Source organism: Arthrobacter sp. B0427-1-12, assembly GCF_059092905.1.
The window spans coordinates 51,509-67,574 of the sequence record NZ_JBNHIC010000017.1 but is presented as its reverse complement, the minus strand read 5'-3'; the positions used below and the strand labels follow the sequence as shown (position 1 = coordinate 67,574).

The following is a 16,066-nucleotide window of genomic DNA, read 5'->3' as shown; positions in this document are numbered from 1 at the left end:
GGCTACCGGGCCTCCAGGATGGCCGCGACGCCCTGGCCGCCTGCCGCGCAGACGGAAATCAGGCCGCGTCCGCGGCGGCCCGTGTTCCGGGCCTGCTCGTGGAGCAGTTTCGCCAGCGAAGCGACGATCCTGCCCCCGGTGGCGGCGAACGGGTGCCCGGCGGCCAGGGATGAGCCGTTCACGTTCAGCTTGCTGCGCTCCACCTTGCCCAGCGCGCCGTCGAGTCCCAGCCGGGTGCGGCAGAATTCGTCGCTTTCCCAGGCCGCCAGGTGGCTCAGCACGGTGGCGGCGAAGGCTTCGTGGATTTCGAAGAAATCGAAATCCTCGAACGTAAGCCCGTTGCGCTGCAGCAGCCGCGGAACTGCGTAGACCGGTGCCATGAGCAGGCCCTCCTTGCCGTGGACGAAGTTGACGGCGGCGGCCTCCGCGTCAACGAATTCCGCCAGGACCGGCAGACCGTGTGCCGCCGCATAGTCCTCCGAGCCGAGCAGGACCGCGGACGCTCCGTCGGTCAGCGGCGTCGAATTGCCCGCCGTCATGGTGGCGCTGTCCCCCAGGCTCCGGCCGAACACGGGGCTCAGTTTCGCCAGCTTCTCCAAGGAGGTGTCCGGACGCAGGTTCCCGTCCTTGGACAGTCCACGGTAGGGCGTCACCAGGTCGTCAAAGAATCCGCTGTCATAGGCGGCGGCCAGGTTCCGGTGGCTGGCCAGGGCCAGTTCGTCCTGTGCCTCGCGGCTGATGTTCCAGTGCGCCGTGGTCAGGGCCTGGTGTTCGCCCATGGACAATCCGGTCCGCGGTTCCGCCGTGCTGGGAGCATGCGGCGCCAGGTCCTTGGGGCGCAGCCTGCTGACGGCGGCCAGCTTCTGGCTGGCCGTACGGGCGCGGGAGAGGTCCAGCAGCACCGTACGCAGGCCCTCGCTGACGGCGATCGGCGCATCCGAAGCGGAATCAACACCTCCGGCGATGGCCGATTCGAGCTGTCCGAGCCGGATCTTGTTGGCCAGCCCGACGACCGTCTCGAGGCCGGTGGCGCAGGCCTGCTGGACATCGTAGGCCGTCGTTTCCGGCGCGAGAGCGGAGCCCAGGACAGCCTCCCGCGTCAGGTTGAAGTCACGGGAATGCTTCAGCACCGCGCCGGCGGCCACCGCACCGATGCGCTCATCCTGCAAACCGAAGCGGGCAACGAGCCCGTCGAGGGCCGCGGTCAGCATGTCCTGGTTGGAGCTATGGGCGTAGGCGCCGCCGGCCCGGGCGAACGGGATCCGGTTCCCGCCGATGATCACGGCCGTGCGCACGGTGGATGCCGGTTGTTCCGGGGATTCTGCAGGCATGGAACGGTCTCCTTCGGGTCCTCACAGTTACCGATACCCAGCGTACTTGATACGCTGGGTATCGTGAACAGCCCAGCACTGATTCCTGCCGGCGTGCCCGTCCCATCAGCAGCCGCCGTATCCGGGGACGGACGCTCGGTGCGGTGGGACGCCCACCGCACCAGCCGCCGTCGTGAGCTCATCAGGACAGCGCGCCGCGCCGTGCACCGGCTGGGCTACACCGCGTCGATGGAGGACATCGCCGCCGCCGCCGGCACGTCCAAGTCCGTCTTCTACCGCTACTTCGGGGACAAGGCGGGGCTGCAGCGTGCGATGGGCGAGGTGGTCATCGCACAGCTGCAGGAGAAGGTCCTGGACGCGGCCCGGACGGCGACCACGCCGCGGCAGGGGCTGCATGCCATGGTGGCCGCCTACCTGCAGCTGGCCTCGACCTCACCGAATGTCTACGCCTTTGTCACCCGGACCGGCGCTGCCGACGCCCTCAGCAATCCGGCGGATCCGGACAGCTCGCGGCCCCTGAGCGATTTCTTCGCCGCCATCACGGCGATGATGGCCAAGCCAATGCGGGCCTACCTGGCACCGGGCGGCGGCATGGACGACGCGGCGCTGTTCTGGCCGACGGGCGCCATTGGCATGGTGCGGGCCGCCGGTGAGCTGTGGCTGAGCACCCCGGACGGACCGGGCAAACCATCGCAGGAGCAGATGGCCGAACGGCTGACCGACTGGCTGTACCGGGGCATCTCCGCGTCGGTGCCCGCACCCTTCAGCCTCGACAAGGACCTGGACAAGACGACTGAAAAGGACAGGCAATGACGCAAGTAGCCGAACAGCGCACCGTCAAAGTACCCGCCACCGCAGCCATCCGGGACGACGACCGGGCCGTCGTCGATGTCGCGGCGCTCGGTGAGCAGCTGCTGGGCACCTGGGCCGCGGTGCGGCGCCAAGCGCGCGAACTCGCGGCCCGTCCGGAAACCCACAAGATCGAAGGGCTGACCCACACCGAGCACCGCCGGCGCATTACCGCGCAGCTGCGGTTCCTGGTCGGCTATGGAGCCGTCCACCGGGCCTTCCCTGCCCGCCTCGGCGGCGCCGATGACCACGGCGGCAACATCGCCGGCTTCGAGGAGCTGGTGGTCGCCGATCCGTCGCTGCAGATCAAGGCAGGCGTCCAATGGGGCCTGTTCGGCTCGGCTGTCATGCATCTGGGGACCGAGGAACACCACGACAAGTGGCTGCCGGGCATCATGAACCTGTCGATTCCCGGCGCCTTCGCCATGACCGAAACCGGCCACGGTTCGGACGTGGCCAGCATCGCCACCACGGCAACGTTCGATCCGGCGACGGACGAATTCGTCATCCATACCCCGTTCCGGGGTGCCTGGAAGGACTACCTCGGCAATGCGGCCACAGACGGCATCGCCGCCGTCGTCTTCGCCCACCTGGTCACCCAGGGCGTTGACCGCGGCGTGCACGCGTTCTACGTGCCGATCCGCGACGCGGACGGGAACTTCCTTTCCGGCGTCGGCGGCGACGACGACGGCATCAAGGGCGGGCTCAACGGCGTCGACAACGGACGCCTGCACTTCGACCGGGTCCGGATCCCGCGCACCAACCTGCTCAACCGCTACGGCGACGTGGCGGCGGACGGCAGCTACAGCTCCCCCATCGAAAGCCCCGGACGGCGCTTCTTCACGATGCTCGGCACCCTGGTGCAGGGCCGGGTCTCCCTGGACGGCGCAGCGGTGGCCGCCAGCAAGGTGGCGCTGCAGATCGCCGTGCGGTACGCCTCCGAGCGCCGCCAGTTCAACTCCTCCTCCAGCACCACCGAAGAGGTGCTGCTGGACTACCAGCGGCACCAGCGCCGCCTGCTGCCGCGGATCGCCACAACGTATGCCGCCGCCTTCGCCCACGAGGAACTGCTGCGGAAGTTCGATGATGTCTTCTCCGGCGCCCACGACACCGATGAGGACCGCCAGGACCTGGAGACCCTGGCCGCGGCACTGAAGCCACTGTCCACCTGGCACGCCCTGGATACCCTGCAGGAATGCCGGGAGGCCTGCGGCGGGGCGGGCTTCCTGATCGAGAACCGGTTCGCCTCGCTGCGCTCCGACCTGGATGTCTACGCCACCTTCGAGGGCGACAACACAGTCCTGCTCCAGTTGGTGGCCAAGCGGCTGCTGGCGGATCTGGGAAAAGAGTACCGGAATATGAACTTCGGCGCGCTCGCACGCTTTGTCGCGGGACAGGCGGCCAGCCTGACCCTGCACCGCACCGGGCTGCGCCAGATGGCCCAGACCATGGTGGACACCGGTTCGGAGAAAAAGTCCGCCATCGCACTGCGGGACCCGGAGACCCAGCGCCAGCTGCTGACGGACCGGGTCCAGGCCATGATCGGCGAGATTGCGCAGGCCCTCAAAGGCGTCGGCCGGCTGCCCCAGGATGAAGCGGCGGCGCTGTTCAACCGGCACCAGAACGAACTGGTCGAGACCGCCAGGGCCCATGCCGAGCTGCTCCAGTGGGAGGCCTTCACCAGCGCGCTGCCGGACATCCAGGACGCGGGCACCCGCCAGGTGCTGACCTGGGTCCGCGACCTCTTCGGCCTGGGCCTGATCGAAAAGAACCTGGCCTGGTACCTGATGTACGGACGGCTTTCCGGACAGCGTGCACGCACCTTGGGCGAGTACATCAACCGCCTGCTGGCCAGGCTCCGCCCGCATGCGCTGGATCTCGTCAACGCCTTCGGCTACGACGAGCGCCACCTGCGCGCACCGATCGCCTCCGGGGCGGAACAACAGCGGCAGGACGAAGCCATGGCCTACCAGCGGGACCAGCGGGCCAGCGGCACCGCGCCGGTGGACGAAAAAACCGCCCGGGCCCGCGCCATGCGCGAAGCCCGGGCGGCTTCAGGTACCTATAGCACGGATGCCTACAGCACGGAGCGGTAGACGTCCAGGGTGGCCTGGCCGATGGAATCCCAGGAGAAGTGCTGCTCCGCCCGGCGGCGGCCGGCCTCCCCCATCGTCCGCGCCCGCTGCGGATCGGAAACGACGGCGGTCAGCGCCGCTGCGAAGTCCGTCACGAACTGCTCCGCATCCAGCGGCGTGCCGGTGCCGTCGGTCAGCTGCTCCAGCGGCACCAGGGTGCCGGTGACGCCGTCGTCGACTACCTCCGGGATACCTCCGGTGGCGCTGGCGACGACGGCGGCACCGCACGCCATCGCCTCCAGGTTCACGATGCCCAGCGGTTCATAGATCGACGGGCAGGCAAAGGCAGTGGCATGGCTGAGGACCTGGATCAGCTCGTTGCGGGGCAGCATCCGCTCGATCAACACCACGCCTTCGCGCCCGCGGCGCAGCTGCTCGATCAGTTCGGCCGTTTCCGCGGCCAGTTCCGGAGTGTCGGCGGCACCCAGGCAGAGCACCAGCTGCACGTCCGCGGGAAGCTTCGCGGCGGCGCGCAGCAGGTACGGCACGCCCTTCTGGCGGGTGTTCCTGCCCACGAACACCACGCTGGGACGTTCCGGATCGATGCCCAGGGAGCGGACGACGTTGTCGTTTTCGTCCCGCTGCCAGAGCGAGACATCGATGCCGTTATGGACCACCTTCACCTTGGCCGGATCCACCTGGGGATAGCTGCGCAGGATGTCCCGGCGCATGCCGTCCGAGACCGCGATGATGGCCGCAGCCGCCTCATAGGCGGTCTTCTCCACCCAGGAGGACAGCGCATAGCCGCCGCCGAGCTGCTCCGCTTTCCACGGACGCAGGGGCTCCAGGCTGTGGGCGCTGAGCACGTGCGGGATGCCGTGCAGCAGCGAGGACAGATGGCCGGCCATATTGGCGTACCAGGTATGGGAATGGACCAGGTCCGCCCCGGCCACGTCGGACAGGATGCCCAGATCCACGCCGAGCGTCTGGACGGCGGCGTTGGCCGCGGCCAGTTCCTGCGGGACGCCGTAGGCCTGGACCTTGGCGCCGTGGTAGTCGGCGGGACGTTCGGCGCCGAAGCACCGGACCCGCAAGTCGACCTGGGCGGCCAGGACCCGGCTGAGTTCAGCTACATGGACCCCCGCTCCGCCGTATATCTCTGGTGGGAATTCTTTCGTCACAATGTCTACGCGCACGCAACCTAACGTAGTCCAGACCGGAGAATGTGATCTAGTGTGAAGTTCAAGGGGTCCTCCCCGGAACAAGCTGGATACAACACGACGGTGCAGGGGATGTTTTCATGGCTTTGAAGAAGGTATTGGCGGTTGTGCTGGCCGGCGGTGAGGGCAAGCGGCTGATGCCCTTGACCGCGGACCGGGCCAAGCCGGCAGTTCCGTTTGCGGGCAGCTACCGGCTGATCGATTTCGCGCTGTCCAACCTGGTCAATTCCGGGTACCGGCAGATCGTGGTGCTGACCCAGTACAAGTCCCACAGCCTCGACCGCCACATTTCCGAGACCTGGCGGCTGTCCACTCAACTGCAGAACTACATTGCCTCCGTGCCCGCCCAGCAGCGCGTCGGCAAGAGCTGGTTCCTGGGCAGCGCGAACGCCATCTACCAGTCCCTGAACCTGATCCATGACGCCGAGCCGGACATCGTCGTCGTCATCGGCGCCGACCACGTCTACCGGATGGACTTCGAGCAGATGGTGACCGCGCATCAGGCGACCGGCGCTTCGGTCAGTGTCGCCGCGGTCCGCCAGCCCCTGTCCCTGGTGAACCAGTTCGGTGTCATCGAGACTGACCCGGCCGATCCCCGCCGAATTGCGCGGTTCGTGGAGAAGCCGGCCTCGACCCCGGGGCTTCCGGACGATCCCAACAGCTTCCTTGCTTCCATGGGCAACTATGTGTTCGACGCCGATGCCCTGGTCCAGGCGCTCAAGAAGGACGCGGAACGGCTGGAGACCAAGCACGATATGGGCGGGGACATCATCCCCTACTTCGTGGAACGCAGCGATGCGGCCGTCTACGACTTCACCGCCAATGACATCCCCGGCGCCACCGAACGCGACCGCCAGTACTGGCGCGACGTAGGGACCCTGGATGCCTACTACGACGCCCATATGGACCTGATTTCCCCGATGCCGGCCTTCAATCTCTACAACAACGAATGGCCGATCTACACGCGCCAGAACATCGCGCCGCCGGCCAAGCTGGTCCGCGGCGCCAGCGGCGCGGCAGGCAGCGCCTGCGACTCGATCGTCTCCAGCGGTGCCGTCATTTCCGGCGGCGACGTCAACGACTCGGTGCTCAGCCACGACGTTTTCGTCGATGAAAACGCCAGGATCAGCGGCTCGGTGCTCCTGGACAAGGTAACCGTCGGTCCCGGCGCCATCGTCAAGCGCGCCATTATCGACAAGAACGTCCGGATCCCCGCCGGCGCGACGGTCGGCGTCGACCGCGAGCTGGACCTGGCGCGCGGATTCACGGTGACCGATTCCGGCCTGACCGTGCTGACCAAGGGGCAGGTCGTCCCTGCCGGCGACCTGGCCGGCGAGGCGGTCCGCACCGTCTAGGGCTGTTCTGCGGTAACCGTTCCGGCCGGCGGGTGCACCCCGCCGGCCGTTTCGGTTACCGGGGTGCGGACACGGTAGAGTCATATGGCATTTTCATACTCCTGCCGCAGAAGTGACACTACCCATGAGCCAGCTGAACCGCGACGACCTGGAGACCTGCCTGCGCGTGCTCTCCGAGATCCACAACCTCGACGAGGACCACCCTGACTATGTCGCGGTCCGCCGTGCCACGTCCAAGATGTTCAAGTCCGTGAAGAAAGTCCGCCGGACCACCAAGCGGGACGCGGTCTCGGCCGCCGACAAGGCCGTGGTGGCCCTGACGGCAACCGGTTCCCCCGACCGGATCGACGATGAAACGCTCGGCATCCCGCTGACCTCGAATGCCCCCGGAGCCAGCGCCGGAACGCTGATCCGCCCTCGGCCCTGCTACATCTGTAAGCAGCCGTACACCCAGGTGGATGCCTTCTACCACCAGCTGTGCCCGGACTGCGCCGCGTTCAGCCACGCCAAGCGGAACGCCAGGACCGACCTGACCGGCAAGCGTGCCCTCCTGACCGGTGGCCGGGCCAAGATCGGCATGTACATCGCCCTGCGGCTGCTGCGCGACGGCGCGCATACCACCATCACCACCCGCTTTCCGAAGGACGCCGCCCGGCGGTTCGCTGCCATGGAGGATTCGGCGGACTGGCTGCACCGGCTGCGGATCGTCGGCATCGATCTGCGCGATCCCGCCCAGGTCATCTCGCTGGCCGATTCCGTTGCCGCCGCCGGGCCGCTGGATATCCTGATCAACAACGCCGCCCAGACCGTGCGCCGTTCCGGCACCGCCTACCGGCCGCTGGTCGAGGCCGAAAGCGAACCGCTGCCGGCCGCCGCGCTTGAATCCAACGGCGGCCCCCAGCTTGTGACCTTCGGCCACACGCACGATGCCCATCCCATCGCGCTGGCCGGCAGCATCGCGGAGCATCCGGTGCTGGCGGGCGACGCCGTGACCTCCCTGGCGCTGACCGCCGGCTCGGCCAGCCTGGACCGGATCGCTGCGGGCACCGCGATCGACGCCGGCGGGCTGGTACCGGACCTGCACCATACCAACAGCTGGGTCCAGTCGGTGGAGGAAGTGGACCCGCTGGAGATGCTGGAGGTGCAGCTGTGCAACGTCACAGCACCCTTCCTGCTGGTGAGCCGTCTCCGGCAGGCCATGGCAGCCTCGCCGGCGCGGCGGAAGTACGTGGTCAACGTCTCCGCGATGGAAGGGCAGTTTTCCCGCGGCTACAAGGGCCCGGGACACCCGCACACGAACATGGCCAAGGCTTCGCTGAACATGCTTACGCGTACCAGCGCCAAGGAGATGCTGGAGACGGACGGAATCCTGATGACCGCCGTGGACACCGGCTGGATCACCGACGAACGGCCCCACCCGACCAAGGTGCGGCTGGCCGCGGAAGGCTTCCACGCCCCGCTGGACCTGGTCGACGGCGCCGCCCGCGTCTACGATCCCGTGGTCCAGGGCGAGGCCGGCGTGGACCTTTACGGCTGCTTCCTCAAGGACTACAAGCCGTCTCCGTGGTGACGGCGGGCGCCGCCGCTAGACTGGCCGGGTGACCAATGAGAATCTGAGCCGCGGCGAAGCGGCGGCGCGCTCCGCCCTCCTCACCGTCCATGGGTACGACGTCTCGCTGGACCTGCGGACGGCTCCGGATCCGGACGCCGCCGGCTTCGCCTCGCGCAGCCTCATCACCTTCAGCTGCAGTGAACCCGGCGCTGAAACCTTCCTTGATTTCATCCATGGCGGCATCGACAGCGTAGTCCTCAACGGCAGCAGGCTGGATCCGGCCGACGTCGTCGACGGTGCCCGGATCCGGCTGCCGGAGCTGCAGCAGGAGAACCGCCTCGAGGTCGCCGGCACGGCCCTGTACAGCCGCAGCGGCGAGGGCCTGCACCGCTTCGTGGACCCGGCCGACGGGCAGACCTACCTCTACACCCAGTACGAACCGGCCGACGCCCGCCGGGTCTTCGCGAACTTCGAACAGCCGGACCTCAAGGCCGCCTTCACCTTCCACGTCACGGCGCCCAGCAGCTGGACCGTCGTGTCCAACGGCGCCGAAGCCGCCCGCCGCCAGCTGCCGGAAACGCCCGGCTTCTCGCGCTGGGACTTCGCCCCGACGCAGCGCATCTCCACCTACATCACCGCCGTCCTGGCCGGCCCCTACCACGCAGCGCAGGACCGCTGGAGCCGGATCCTCGAGGACGGCGGCGTCCTGGAGGTCCCCCTCGCCGCCTACTGCCGGGCGTCACTGGCCGCAGCCTTCGACCCGGAACGCATCTTCGCCGTTACCAAGCGCGGCCTGGATTTCTTCCACGATCTCTTCCAGTACCCGTACCCCTTCGGCAAATACGACCAGGCCTTCGTCCCGGAATACAACCTCGGTGCGATGGAGAACCCCGGACTGGTGACGTTCACGGAGAACTACGTCTTCCGGGGCAGGGCGACCGCCGCCCAGTACGAGGCGCGGGCCACGACCCTCCTGCACGAGATGGCGCACATATGGTTCGGGGACCTGGTCACCATGTCCTGGTGGGATGACCTGTGGCTGAAGGAATCCTTCGCGGATTTCATGGGCACCCTAGCCGTCGCGGAAACCACCGAATGGAGCACGGCCTGGGTGACCTTCGCGAACCGCCGCAAGGCCTGGGCCTACGTCCAGGACCAGCTGCCCACCACCCATCCGATCGTGGCGGACGTCCCCGATCTGGAAGCAGCGAAGCAGAACTTCGACGGCATCACCTATGCCAAGGGCGCCGCGGTCCTCAAGCAGCTGGTCGCCTTCGTCGGCTTCGATGCCTTCACCGCCGCTGCCCGGCGCTATTTCCGCGACCACGCGTACGGCAACACCTCGCTGGCCGACCTGCTGTCCGTGCTCAGCGAGGCCTCGGGGCGGGACATGGGAGACTGGGCCCGGCTGTGGCTGCAGTCCGCCGGCGTGCCCGCTCTGGACATCGAGTTCACCGTGGACGACGCCGGCCGGTTCCGGTCCGCCGTCCTGGTCCAGGACGCGCGCGATCCGGTGACCGGCGAAGCACAGCTCCGTCCCCACCGGCTCAAAGTGGGACTCTACGATTACGACGCCGGCGGGCGGCTGGTGCGGACAGCCTCCGTCGACGTGGATGCCGCCGGCGAACGCACCGCAATTCCCGCACTGGCCGGAGTGCCGCGGCCCGCACTTCTGCTGGTGAACGACGAGGACCTGACCTACGCGAAGATCCGCTTCGACGAACCGTCGCTGCAGACACTGCTGGCCGGCCTGGACCGCCTCGACGACCCGCTGGCGAGGGCCAGCTGCTGGACCGCGCTGTGGTCCGCCACCCGCGACGCCATCCTGCCGGCCGATGAATACGTGGACGCCGTGCAGCACTTCGGACCCCGCGAGGACGGCGTCGGTGTGCTGCAGGTACTGCTGGACAACGCCCGCTACGCCATCGACCATTACTGTCCACGCCGCCGGCGGGACGCTGCCCGCGAGGCGCTCGCCGCCGTCGTCGTCCGGGAACTCAAGGCGACCGGACCCGGCAGCGACCTGCAGCTGGTCTGGGCACGCACCGCGGCTGCCCTGGGACGCCGCACGCCGGCGCTCCGGGAGCTGATCGCCGGACTGCTGTCCGGCCGGGAGACCATTGAGGGGCTGGCACTGGACGCGGAGCTGCGGTGGAAACTGTGGCAGGCGCTGGCGGCCACCGGCGCCGCCGGAGCGGAAGAGCTCGAGGCGGAACTGGCCCGGGACAACACGGGCGCCGGACGCGTCGGCCACCGGACGGCGATGACCGCCCGCCCGCTGCCCGCGGTGAAGGCGGACGCCTGGCGCAGCGCGGTCCACGGCAATGAGCTGTCCAACGAGCTGCTCAGCGCCACGATCGAGGGCTTCGGCGCCAGCGGGCCGGAGCTGGCGGACGGCTACCGGGACGACTACTTCGCTTCGCTGCGGACCGTCTGGGAGACCAGGAGCATCGAGCTGGCCACCCGCGTAGTGCGCGGCCTGTTTCCCCTGGAGCAGGACCTGGCCGACGGCCAGACCCCGGAGGGCCATCCGGTGGCGGCACAGGCCGCGGCCTGGCTGGCCGGCAACACCGAAGCGCCCGCGGCACTGCGCCGGATCGTGATCGAGCAGCGGGACCAGCTGGTCAGAGCGCTGGCCGCCCAGGCGAAGGGCTGAGCTGCGGGCTGGAGCCCGCGGGCTCCGGCCGGCTACGGTACGCGGGCGATCCACTCCGGGGTGCCGAATTTGGTCTCCACCCGTTCCTTGGCCTTGGCCAGTTCGTCCTCGGTGATACCGGAGACGTGGGCAGCATAGCGGTCCGTGAAAGTCCGGGCCATGGTATCGATGATGTCCTTCCGGCTGGCACCGGTCTGCCGGCGCAGCGGGTCAACGCGCTTCTTCGCGCTGCGGATGCCTTTGTCCGACAGCTTCTCCTTGCCGATCCGCAGCACATCCATCATCTTGTCCGCGTCGATGTCGTAGGACATCGTCACGTGGTGCAGCATCGCGCCGTTGGCGAGCCGCTTCTGCGCCGCACCGCCGATCTTGCCCTGGTCCGTGGCGATGTCGTTGAGCGGCTGGTACCAGGCCTTGATGCCCAGTTCCTCCAGCGCCGCCATCACCCAGCTGTCCAGGAACGGATAGGAATCCGCGAAGCTGATGCCGTCCACCAGGGTCTGCGGCAGGTACAGCGAATAGGTGATGCAGTTGCCTGCCTCCATGAACATCGCGCCGCCGCCGCTGATCCGCCGCGCCACAGTAATGCCGTGCCTCTCGGCCCCCGCGGGATCGATCTCGTTGCGCAGGGACTGGAAGCTGCCGATCACCACCGACGGTTCGGCCCAGTCCCAGAACCGCAGGGTCGGATGGCGCCGGCCGGCCCCGACCTCCTCGGTCAGCACTTCGTCCAGGGCCACGTTGATGCGGGTGGGCAGCACGCTGGGCGGGATGACCTGCCAGCTGTGGTCGGCCCAGCCGGTGGCCTGGGAGAGCGCGCGGCGCACCGCCACGGCCACTGCGTGGGCGGAGAAGCCGAACAGCACCGCGTCCGCCGGCAGGGCGGCTTCCACCGCTTTGGCGAAGTCCTCGGCGGAGGTACCGGCCTGCAGTCCGGTCAGCCCGCGGTTGATGTCCAGCAGGGCCTCGTCCGGCTCCAGGAAGAAGTCGCCGCTGATGGACACGTTCGCCAGCCTGTGGTCAACCACGTCGAAATCAGCCACGACCAGCTTTCCGCCGAGCACCTTGTACTCGCCGTGCCGATGGCCGTCACTCACCGTGCCGCCTGCTGACATCCGTCCTCCTGGAAAAGCAACGTGGAAATCCGATGCGAAAGGGCCCGGCCGGCCTGTGCGGCCGGGCGGACCCTTTCAATGTATAACGCGTATGACCCAGCGGGAGGTTACTTCTTGCCGAAGTTCTTGAAGCGGGCGTTGAAGCGCTCCACGCGTCCGGCGGCGTCCATGATGCGCTGCTTGCCCGTGTAGAACGGGTGGGACTCGGCGGAGATTTCCACGTCGATGACCGGGTAGGTGTTGCCGTCTTCCCACTCGATGGTCTTGTCGGAGGTGGCGGTGGAACGGGTCAGGAACTTGACGCCGGACGCCAGGTCGTTGAACACAACCGCGTTGTAAGTGGGGTGGATATCAGTCTTCACGGTAATACCTTCTGTAGTTGCCTGGATTTTGCCAGGCACTGTCGGTGGAAAGTTTTCGGTGCGGCCACGATGGCCAGCACTCAACTCTAGCGCAAAGGACCCTGGATGGCTAACCGGAAACGCCGCCGGAAGCCGGCCGGCACGCCCAGAACGCCACGGCGCTGGCCGCCGCCACATTGAGTGAGTCCACGCCGCCGCGCATCGGTATCCGCACCGCCAGGTCCGCCTGACTCAGTGTGGCGGCGGACAGCCCGTCGCCCTCGGTGCCCAGGATCAGCGCCAGCTTCTCGTCATGGCGGGCGGCCAGCTCATCGAGCGTCAGCGAGTCCGCCGCCAAGGCGAGGGCCGCCGTCGTGAATCCGTGCCCGCGCAGCACCTGCAGCTGCGCCGGCCAGTCGTCCAGGCGCACCCAGGGAATCTGGAAGACCGTGCCCATGCTCACCCGGATGGCCCGGCGGTACAGCGGATCCGCGCAGCGGGGCGTAACCAGCACCGCGTCCACCTCCAGCGCCGCGGCGGACCGGAAGATCGCTCCGATGTTCGTGTGGTCGACGATGTCCTCGAGCACCGCGACGCGGCGCGCCGCGGCGAGCACCTCGTCCAGGTCCAGCGGCGCCGGGCGGTCCATGGCGGCCATGGCTCCGCGGTGAAGGTGGAACCCGGTGATCTCCTCCAGCACCCCGGGCGTTCCCACATAAGCGGGCACGTTGGGGAACCGGTCCAGCACATCCTGCAGCTCGCCCAGCCACTTCTCCGCCAGGAAGAAGGAGCGCGGCGTGTGGCCGGCGTCGAGCGCGCGTCGGAGCACCTTGGAGCTTTCGGCAATGTACATGCCCTCGGCCGGCTCGCGGCGGCGGCGCAGTGCCGTATCCGTCAGCTTCGTATAGTCGGCGACCCGGGGATCTTCGGCATCGGTCAGTTCGTAGACAGTCACAGCAGCTTTGCCACCATCGTCCACAGCGCCACCAGGCCCAGCACCACGATCACCCCGCGCAGCCACGCCGGCGGCAGGCGGCGGCCGACGGCGGCGCCCAGCAGCCCGCCGATCATGGAGCTGACCGCGATCAGCAGCACCACCAGCCAATCGATCCGGTCGAAGGCGAAAATCAGGTAGGAAACGGCGGCGATGATATTCACGGCCAGCACCAGCACGGTCTTGACGGCATTGGCCTGCTGCAGGGAGCCGTGCAGGAACACGCCGAGGATGCCCACCAGCAGGACGCCCTGGGCGGCCACGAAGTAACCGCCGTAGACCCCGGCCAGGTAGACCAGCAGGATCAGCGCCCACGGGTGCTGCCGGGACATGGCGCGGTCCACCTGGCGCCGCTTCACCCACGCCTGCAGCTTCGGCTGGAAGACCACGAAGGCCAGCGCCAGCACGATCAGGAACGGCGCGACGTACCCGAAGACTTCCTCGGGCAGGTTCAGCAGCAGCGCGGCGCCGGTGATGCCGCCGGCCAGCGACGCCGGCAGCAGCGTTGCCATGGTCCGGCCCATGCCGCGCAGCTCCCGGCGGTAGCCCCAGACGCCGGACATATTGCCCGCGATCAGGCCCATCGCATTGCTGATCGTGGCGGTGACGGGCGCATAGCCGAGCGCCACGAGGATCGGGAACGTGACCAGCGTCCCGGATCCGACGACGGCGTTGATGGTTCCCGCCCATAGTCCTCCGAGGAGGATCAGGGCAGCATTAAGCAGCTCCACAGGCGGCGGTCCGGCTCGTGGACGGCCGCGTCAGAGACGCGCGGTCGCGGTGTAGCGGCCGCCGTCGCTGGTCACGTTCAGCGGCAGGTCGAAGGTCTCGCTCAGGTTCTGCTCGGTCAGCACCTCGGAAATCGGCCCGGCGGCGACGACTTCGCCCTCGCGCAGCAGCATCGCGTGGGTGAAGCCCGGCGGCACCTCTTCGAGGTGGTGGGTCACCAGCACGATGGCCGGCGATTCCTCGTCCGCGGCCAGTTCGGACAGGCGGCGGACCAGGTCCTCGCGGCCGTGCAGGTCCAGTCCGGCGGCCGGCTCGTCAAGCAGCAGCAGTTCCGGGTCCGTCATCAGCGCACGGGCGATCTGCACGCGCTTGCGCTCTCCCTCGCTCAGTGTTCCGAACTTACGGTTGATGAAGGTGGACATGCCCCAGGCATGCAGCAGGAAAAACGCCCGGCGCTCATCCATGCGCTCGTACTGCTCGCGCCAGCGTCCGGTCACGCCGTAGGACGCGGTGACCACGGCATTGAGGACGGTCTCATGTTCCGGGATCTGGGTGGCCAGCGCGGCGGAGGCCAGGCCGATGCGCGGCCGCAGCTCGAAAACATCCACGGATCCCAGGACCTCGTCCAGGATGCCGGCCCTGCCGCGGGTGGGATGCATGCGGGCGCCGGCGATCTGCAGCAGCGTCGTTTTGCCCGCACCGTTGGGCCCCAGCACGACCCAACGCTCTCCATCCTTGACCTGCCAGTCGATCTCGTTCAGCAGCGTCTTATTGCCGCGAACAACACTGACCCCGGCCAATTCAAGCACATCACTCATATCAGTAGACACTAGGCTAAGTAAGAGGTTCTTGGCCAAACGCTACGCCGCGCGCAACCCGCGCCGGCGCGGGTTGGTCCAGGACAGCCCGCCGCCCCCGCACGAACAGGATTTTCGCATCATGGCGCAGGATTATTTTGTGGTCAGCTATGGACCGGAACTGCCGGACCGCTACCTCGTCGCCGTCCAGTCGGCCGTCCAGGAATGCGGCGCCACGATCGTCGAACTGGAGAATGCCGGGGACCGGCGCTGCGAGGTGAGCAAGCTGGCGGTGGAGTTCGACGGCGGCATCGACGTCCTGCGCGACGCCCTCCGCCCGCTGGACGCCGGTACCGTCACCGGCGGCGCGCCGGCCGGATCGGTGGGGACCGCCGTCGTACCTGCCGACTTGGTGGCGGCGGACCGAAAGCTGCTGATCATGGATGTGGATTCCACGCTGATTAAGCAGGAAGTCATCGAACTGCTCGCAGCGCATGCGGGCAAGGAGGCGGAGGTCACTGCCGTCACCGAAGCGGCGATGCGCGGCGAACTCGACTTCACCCAGAGCCTGCATGCGCGCGTGGCAACGCTCAAGGACCTGCCGGAAAGCGTGATCGACGAGGTCCGGGCCAAGGTGGAACTGACCGACGGCGCCGACGTCCTGGTGGCGGCCTTCCTGCAGGCCGGCCATCCGGTGGCCGTAGTGTCGGGCGGCTTCAGCCAGATCCTCGACCCGCTCGCCGCCCGCCTGCAGTTGACCTACGCCCGGGCGAACCTGCTGGGGGTCGACGGCGGCTACCTGACCGGCACTGTCATCGGCGAGGTCGTGGACCGCAAGGCCAAGGAAGCCGCACTGCGGGCCTGGGCCGCGGAACAGGACATTCCGCTGGAGCACACCATTGCCGTGGGGGACGGCGCCAACGACCTGGATATGCTCGGCGCGGCCGGACTCGGCGTGGCGTTCAACGCCAAGCCGGCGGTGCGTTCGGCCGCGGACGCCGCCGTCGACGTCCCGTACCTGGACGTTGTCCGGCACTTCGCCGGAGTGTAGC

General features: G+C 68.2%; 13 protein-coding genes. 6 read left to right on the top strand and 7 right to left on the bottom strand.

Annotated elements, in window-relative coordinates; all coding sequences use genetic code 11:
• Positions 1-2: 2 nt before the first annotated feature.
• A complete protein-coding gene (locus AC5RWU_RS12120) occupies positions 3-1,331 on the bottom strand; it encodes an acetyl-CoA C-acetyltransferase (protein ID WP_494031128.1) in 1,329 nt (442 codons plus the stop codon).
• A 63-nt stretch (positions 1,332-1,394) separates the two neighbouring features.
• Between AC5RWU_RS12120 and AC5RWU_RS12115 the strand changes: the two genes are divergently transcribed.
• Both AC5RWU_RS12115 and AC5RWU_RS12110 read left to right on the top strand, forming a co-directional pair.
• Positions 1,395-2,144 carry a TetR/AcrR family transcriptional regulator gene (locus tag AC5RWU_RS12115; RefSeq protein WP_494031129.1) on the top strand — a complete coding sequence of 250 codons (750 nt, stop codon included), beginning with the start codon at positions 1,395-1,397 and terminating at the stop codon, positions 2,142-2,144.
• Entirely contained in the window at positions 2,141-4,276 is a 2,136-nt protein-coding gene (locus AC5RWU_RS12110; protein WP_494031130.1) for an acyl-CoA dehydrogenase family protein, read from the top strand. The genes AC5RWU_RS12115 and AC5RWU_RS12110 overlap by 4 nt, the downstream gene beginning before the upstream one ends.
• Here the strand turns inward: AC5RWU_RS12110 and glgA are convergent.
• Positions 4,258-5,451, bottom strand: coding sequence for a glycogen synthase (gene glgA, locus AC5RWU_RS12105; protein WP_494031131.1), 1,194 nt, complete (start codon positions 5,449-5,451; stop codon positions 4,258-4,260). The genes AC5RWU_RS12110 and glgA overlap by 19 nt on opposite strands.
• Before the next feature lie 104 nt (positions 5,452-5,555).
• On the opposite strand from glgA, the gene glgC reads away from it, so the two are divergent.
• From glgC to pepN, 3 genes are all read left to right on the top strand, one after another.
• Positions 5,556-6,830, top strand: a complete 1,275-nt coding sequence (gene glgC / locus AC5RWU_RS12100) for a glucose-1-phosphate adenylyltransferase (protein ID WP_494031132.1) — start codon at positions 5,556-5,558, stop codon at positions 6,828-6,830.
• A 124-nt stretch (positions 6,831-6,954) separates the two neighbouring features.
• A complete protein-coding gene (locus tag AC5RWU_RS12095) occupies positions 6,955-8,400 on the top strand; it encodes an SDR family NAD(P)-dependent oxidoreductase (RefSeq protein ID WP_494031133.1) in 1,446 nt (481 codons plus the stop codon).
• A gap of 28 nt (positions 8,401-8,428) precedes the next feature.
• A complete protein-coding gene (gene pepN / locus AC5RWU_RS12090; RefSeq protein WP_494031134.1) occupies positions 8,429-11,038 on the top strand; it encodes an aminopeptidase N in 2,610 nt (869 codons plus the stop codon).
• Between the two features lie 32 nt (positions 11,039-11,070).
• On the opposite strand, the gene lplAB is transcribed toward pepN, so the two are convergent.
• The 5 genes from lplAB to AC5RWU_RS12065 form a co-directional block, all read right to left on the bottom strand.
• Complete coding sequence (gene lplAB / locus AC5RWU_RS12085) at positions 11,071-12,153, bottom strand: lipoate-protein ligase LplAB (protein WP_494031135.1); 1,083 nt, start codon at positions 12,151-12,153, stop codon at positions 11,071-11,073.
• Between the two features lie 107 nt (positions 12,154-12,260).
• Positions 12,261-12,515 carry a type B 50S ribosomal protein L31 gene (locus AC5RWU_RS12080; protein ID WP_494031136.1) on the bottom strand — a complete coding sequence of 85 codons (255 nt, stop codon included), beginning with the start codon at positions 12,513-12,515 and terminating at the stop codon, positions 12,261-12,263.
• Between the two features lie 109 nt (positions 12,516-12,624).
• Complete coding sequence (locus AC5RWU_RS12075; protein WP_494031137.1) at positions 12,625-13,449, bottom strand: TrmH family RNA methyltransferase; 825 nt, start codon at positions 13,447-13,449, stop codon at positions 12,625-12,627.
• Positions 13,446-14,219, bottom strand: coding sequence for a sulfite exporter TauE/SafE family protein (locus AC5RWU_RS12070; RefSeq protein WP_494031138.1), 774 nt, complete (start codon positions 14,217-14,219; stop codon positions 13,446-13,448). Before AC5RWU_RS12070 ends, AC5RWU_RS12075 begins: the two co-directional genes overlap by 4 nt.
• A 30-nt stretch (positions 14,220-14,249) precedes the next feature.
• Complete coding sequence (locus AC5RWU_RS12065) at positions 14,250-15,035, bottom strand: ABC transporter ATP-binding protein (RefSeq protein WP_494031139.1); 786 nt, start codon at positions 15,033-15,035, stop codon at positions 14,250-14,252.
• Between the two features lie 121 nt (positions 15,036-15,156).
• Here AC5RWU_RS12065 and serB point away from each other — a divergent pair, with 121 nt between their 5' ends.
• Positions 15,157-16,065 carry a phosphoserine phosphatase SerB gene (serB, locus tag AC5RWU_RS12060; protein ID WP_494031189.1) on the top strand — a complete coding sequence of 303 codons (909 nt, stop codon included), beginning with the start codon at positions 15,157-15,159 and terminating at the stop codon, positions 16,063-16,065.
• Position 16,066 lies beyond the last annotated feature (1 nt).

Excerpts from the sequence above, each read along its gene's own strand:
- AC5RWU_RS12110 (WP_494031130.1), top strand. The coding sequence starts at position 2,141 with ATGACGCAAGTAGCCGAACAGCGCACCGTCAAAGTACCCGCCACCGCA.
- lplAB (WP_494031135.1), bottom strand. The coding sequence starts at position 12,153 with ATGTCAGCAGGCGGCACGGTGAGTGACGGCCATCGGCACGGCGAGTAC.
- glgC (WP_494031132.1), top strand. The coding sequence starts at position 5,556 with ATGGCTTTGAAGAAGGTATTGGCGGTTGTGCTGGCCGGCGGTGAGGGC.
- AC5RWU_RS12120 (WP_494031128.1), bottom strand. The coding sequence starts at position 1,331 with ATGCCTGCAGAATCCCCGGAACAACCGGCATCCACCGTGCGCACGGCC.
- AC5RWU_RS12065 (WP_494031139.1), bottom strand. The coding sequence starts at position 15,035 with ATGAGTGATGTGCTTGAATTGGCCGGGGTCAGTGTTGTTCGCGGCAAT.
- serB (WP_494031189.1), top strand. The coding sequence starts at position 15,157 with ATGGCGCAGGATTATTTTGTGGTCAGCTATGGACCGGAACTGCCGGAC.
- AC5RWU_RS12095 (WP_494031133.1), top strand. The coding sequence starts at position 6,955 with ATGAGCCAGCTGAACCGCGACGACCTGGAGACCTGCCTGCGCGTGCTC.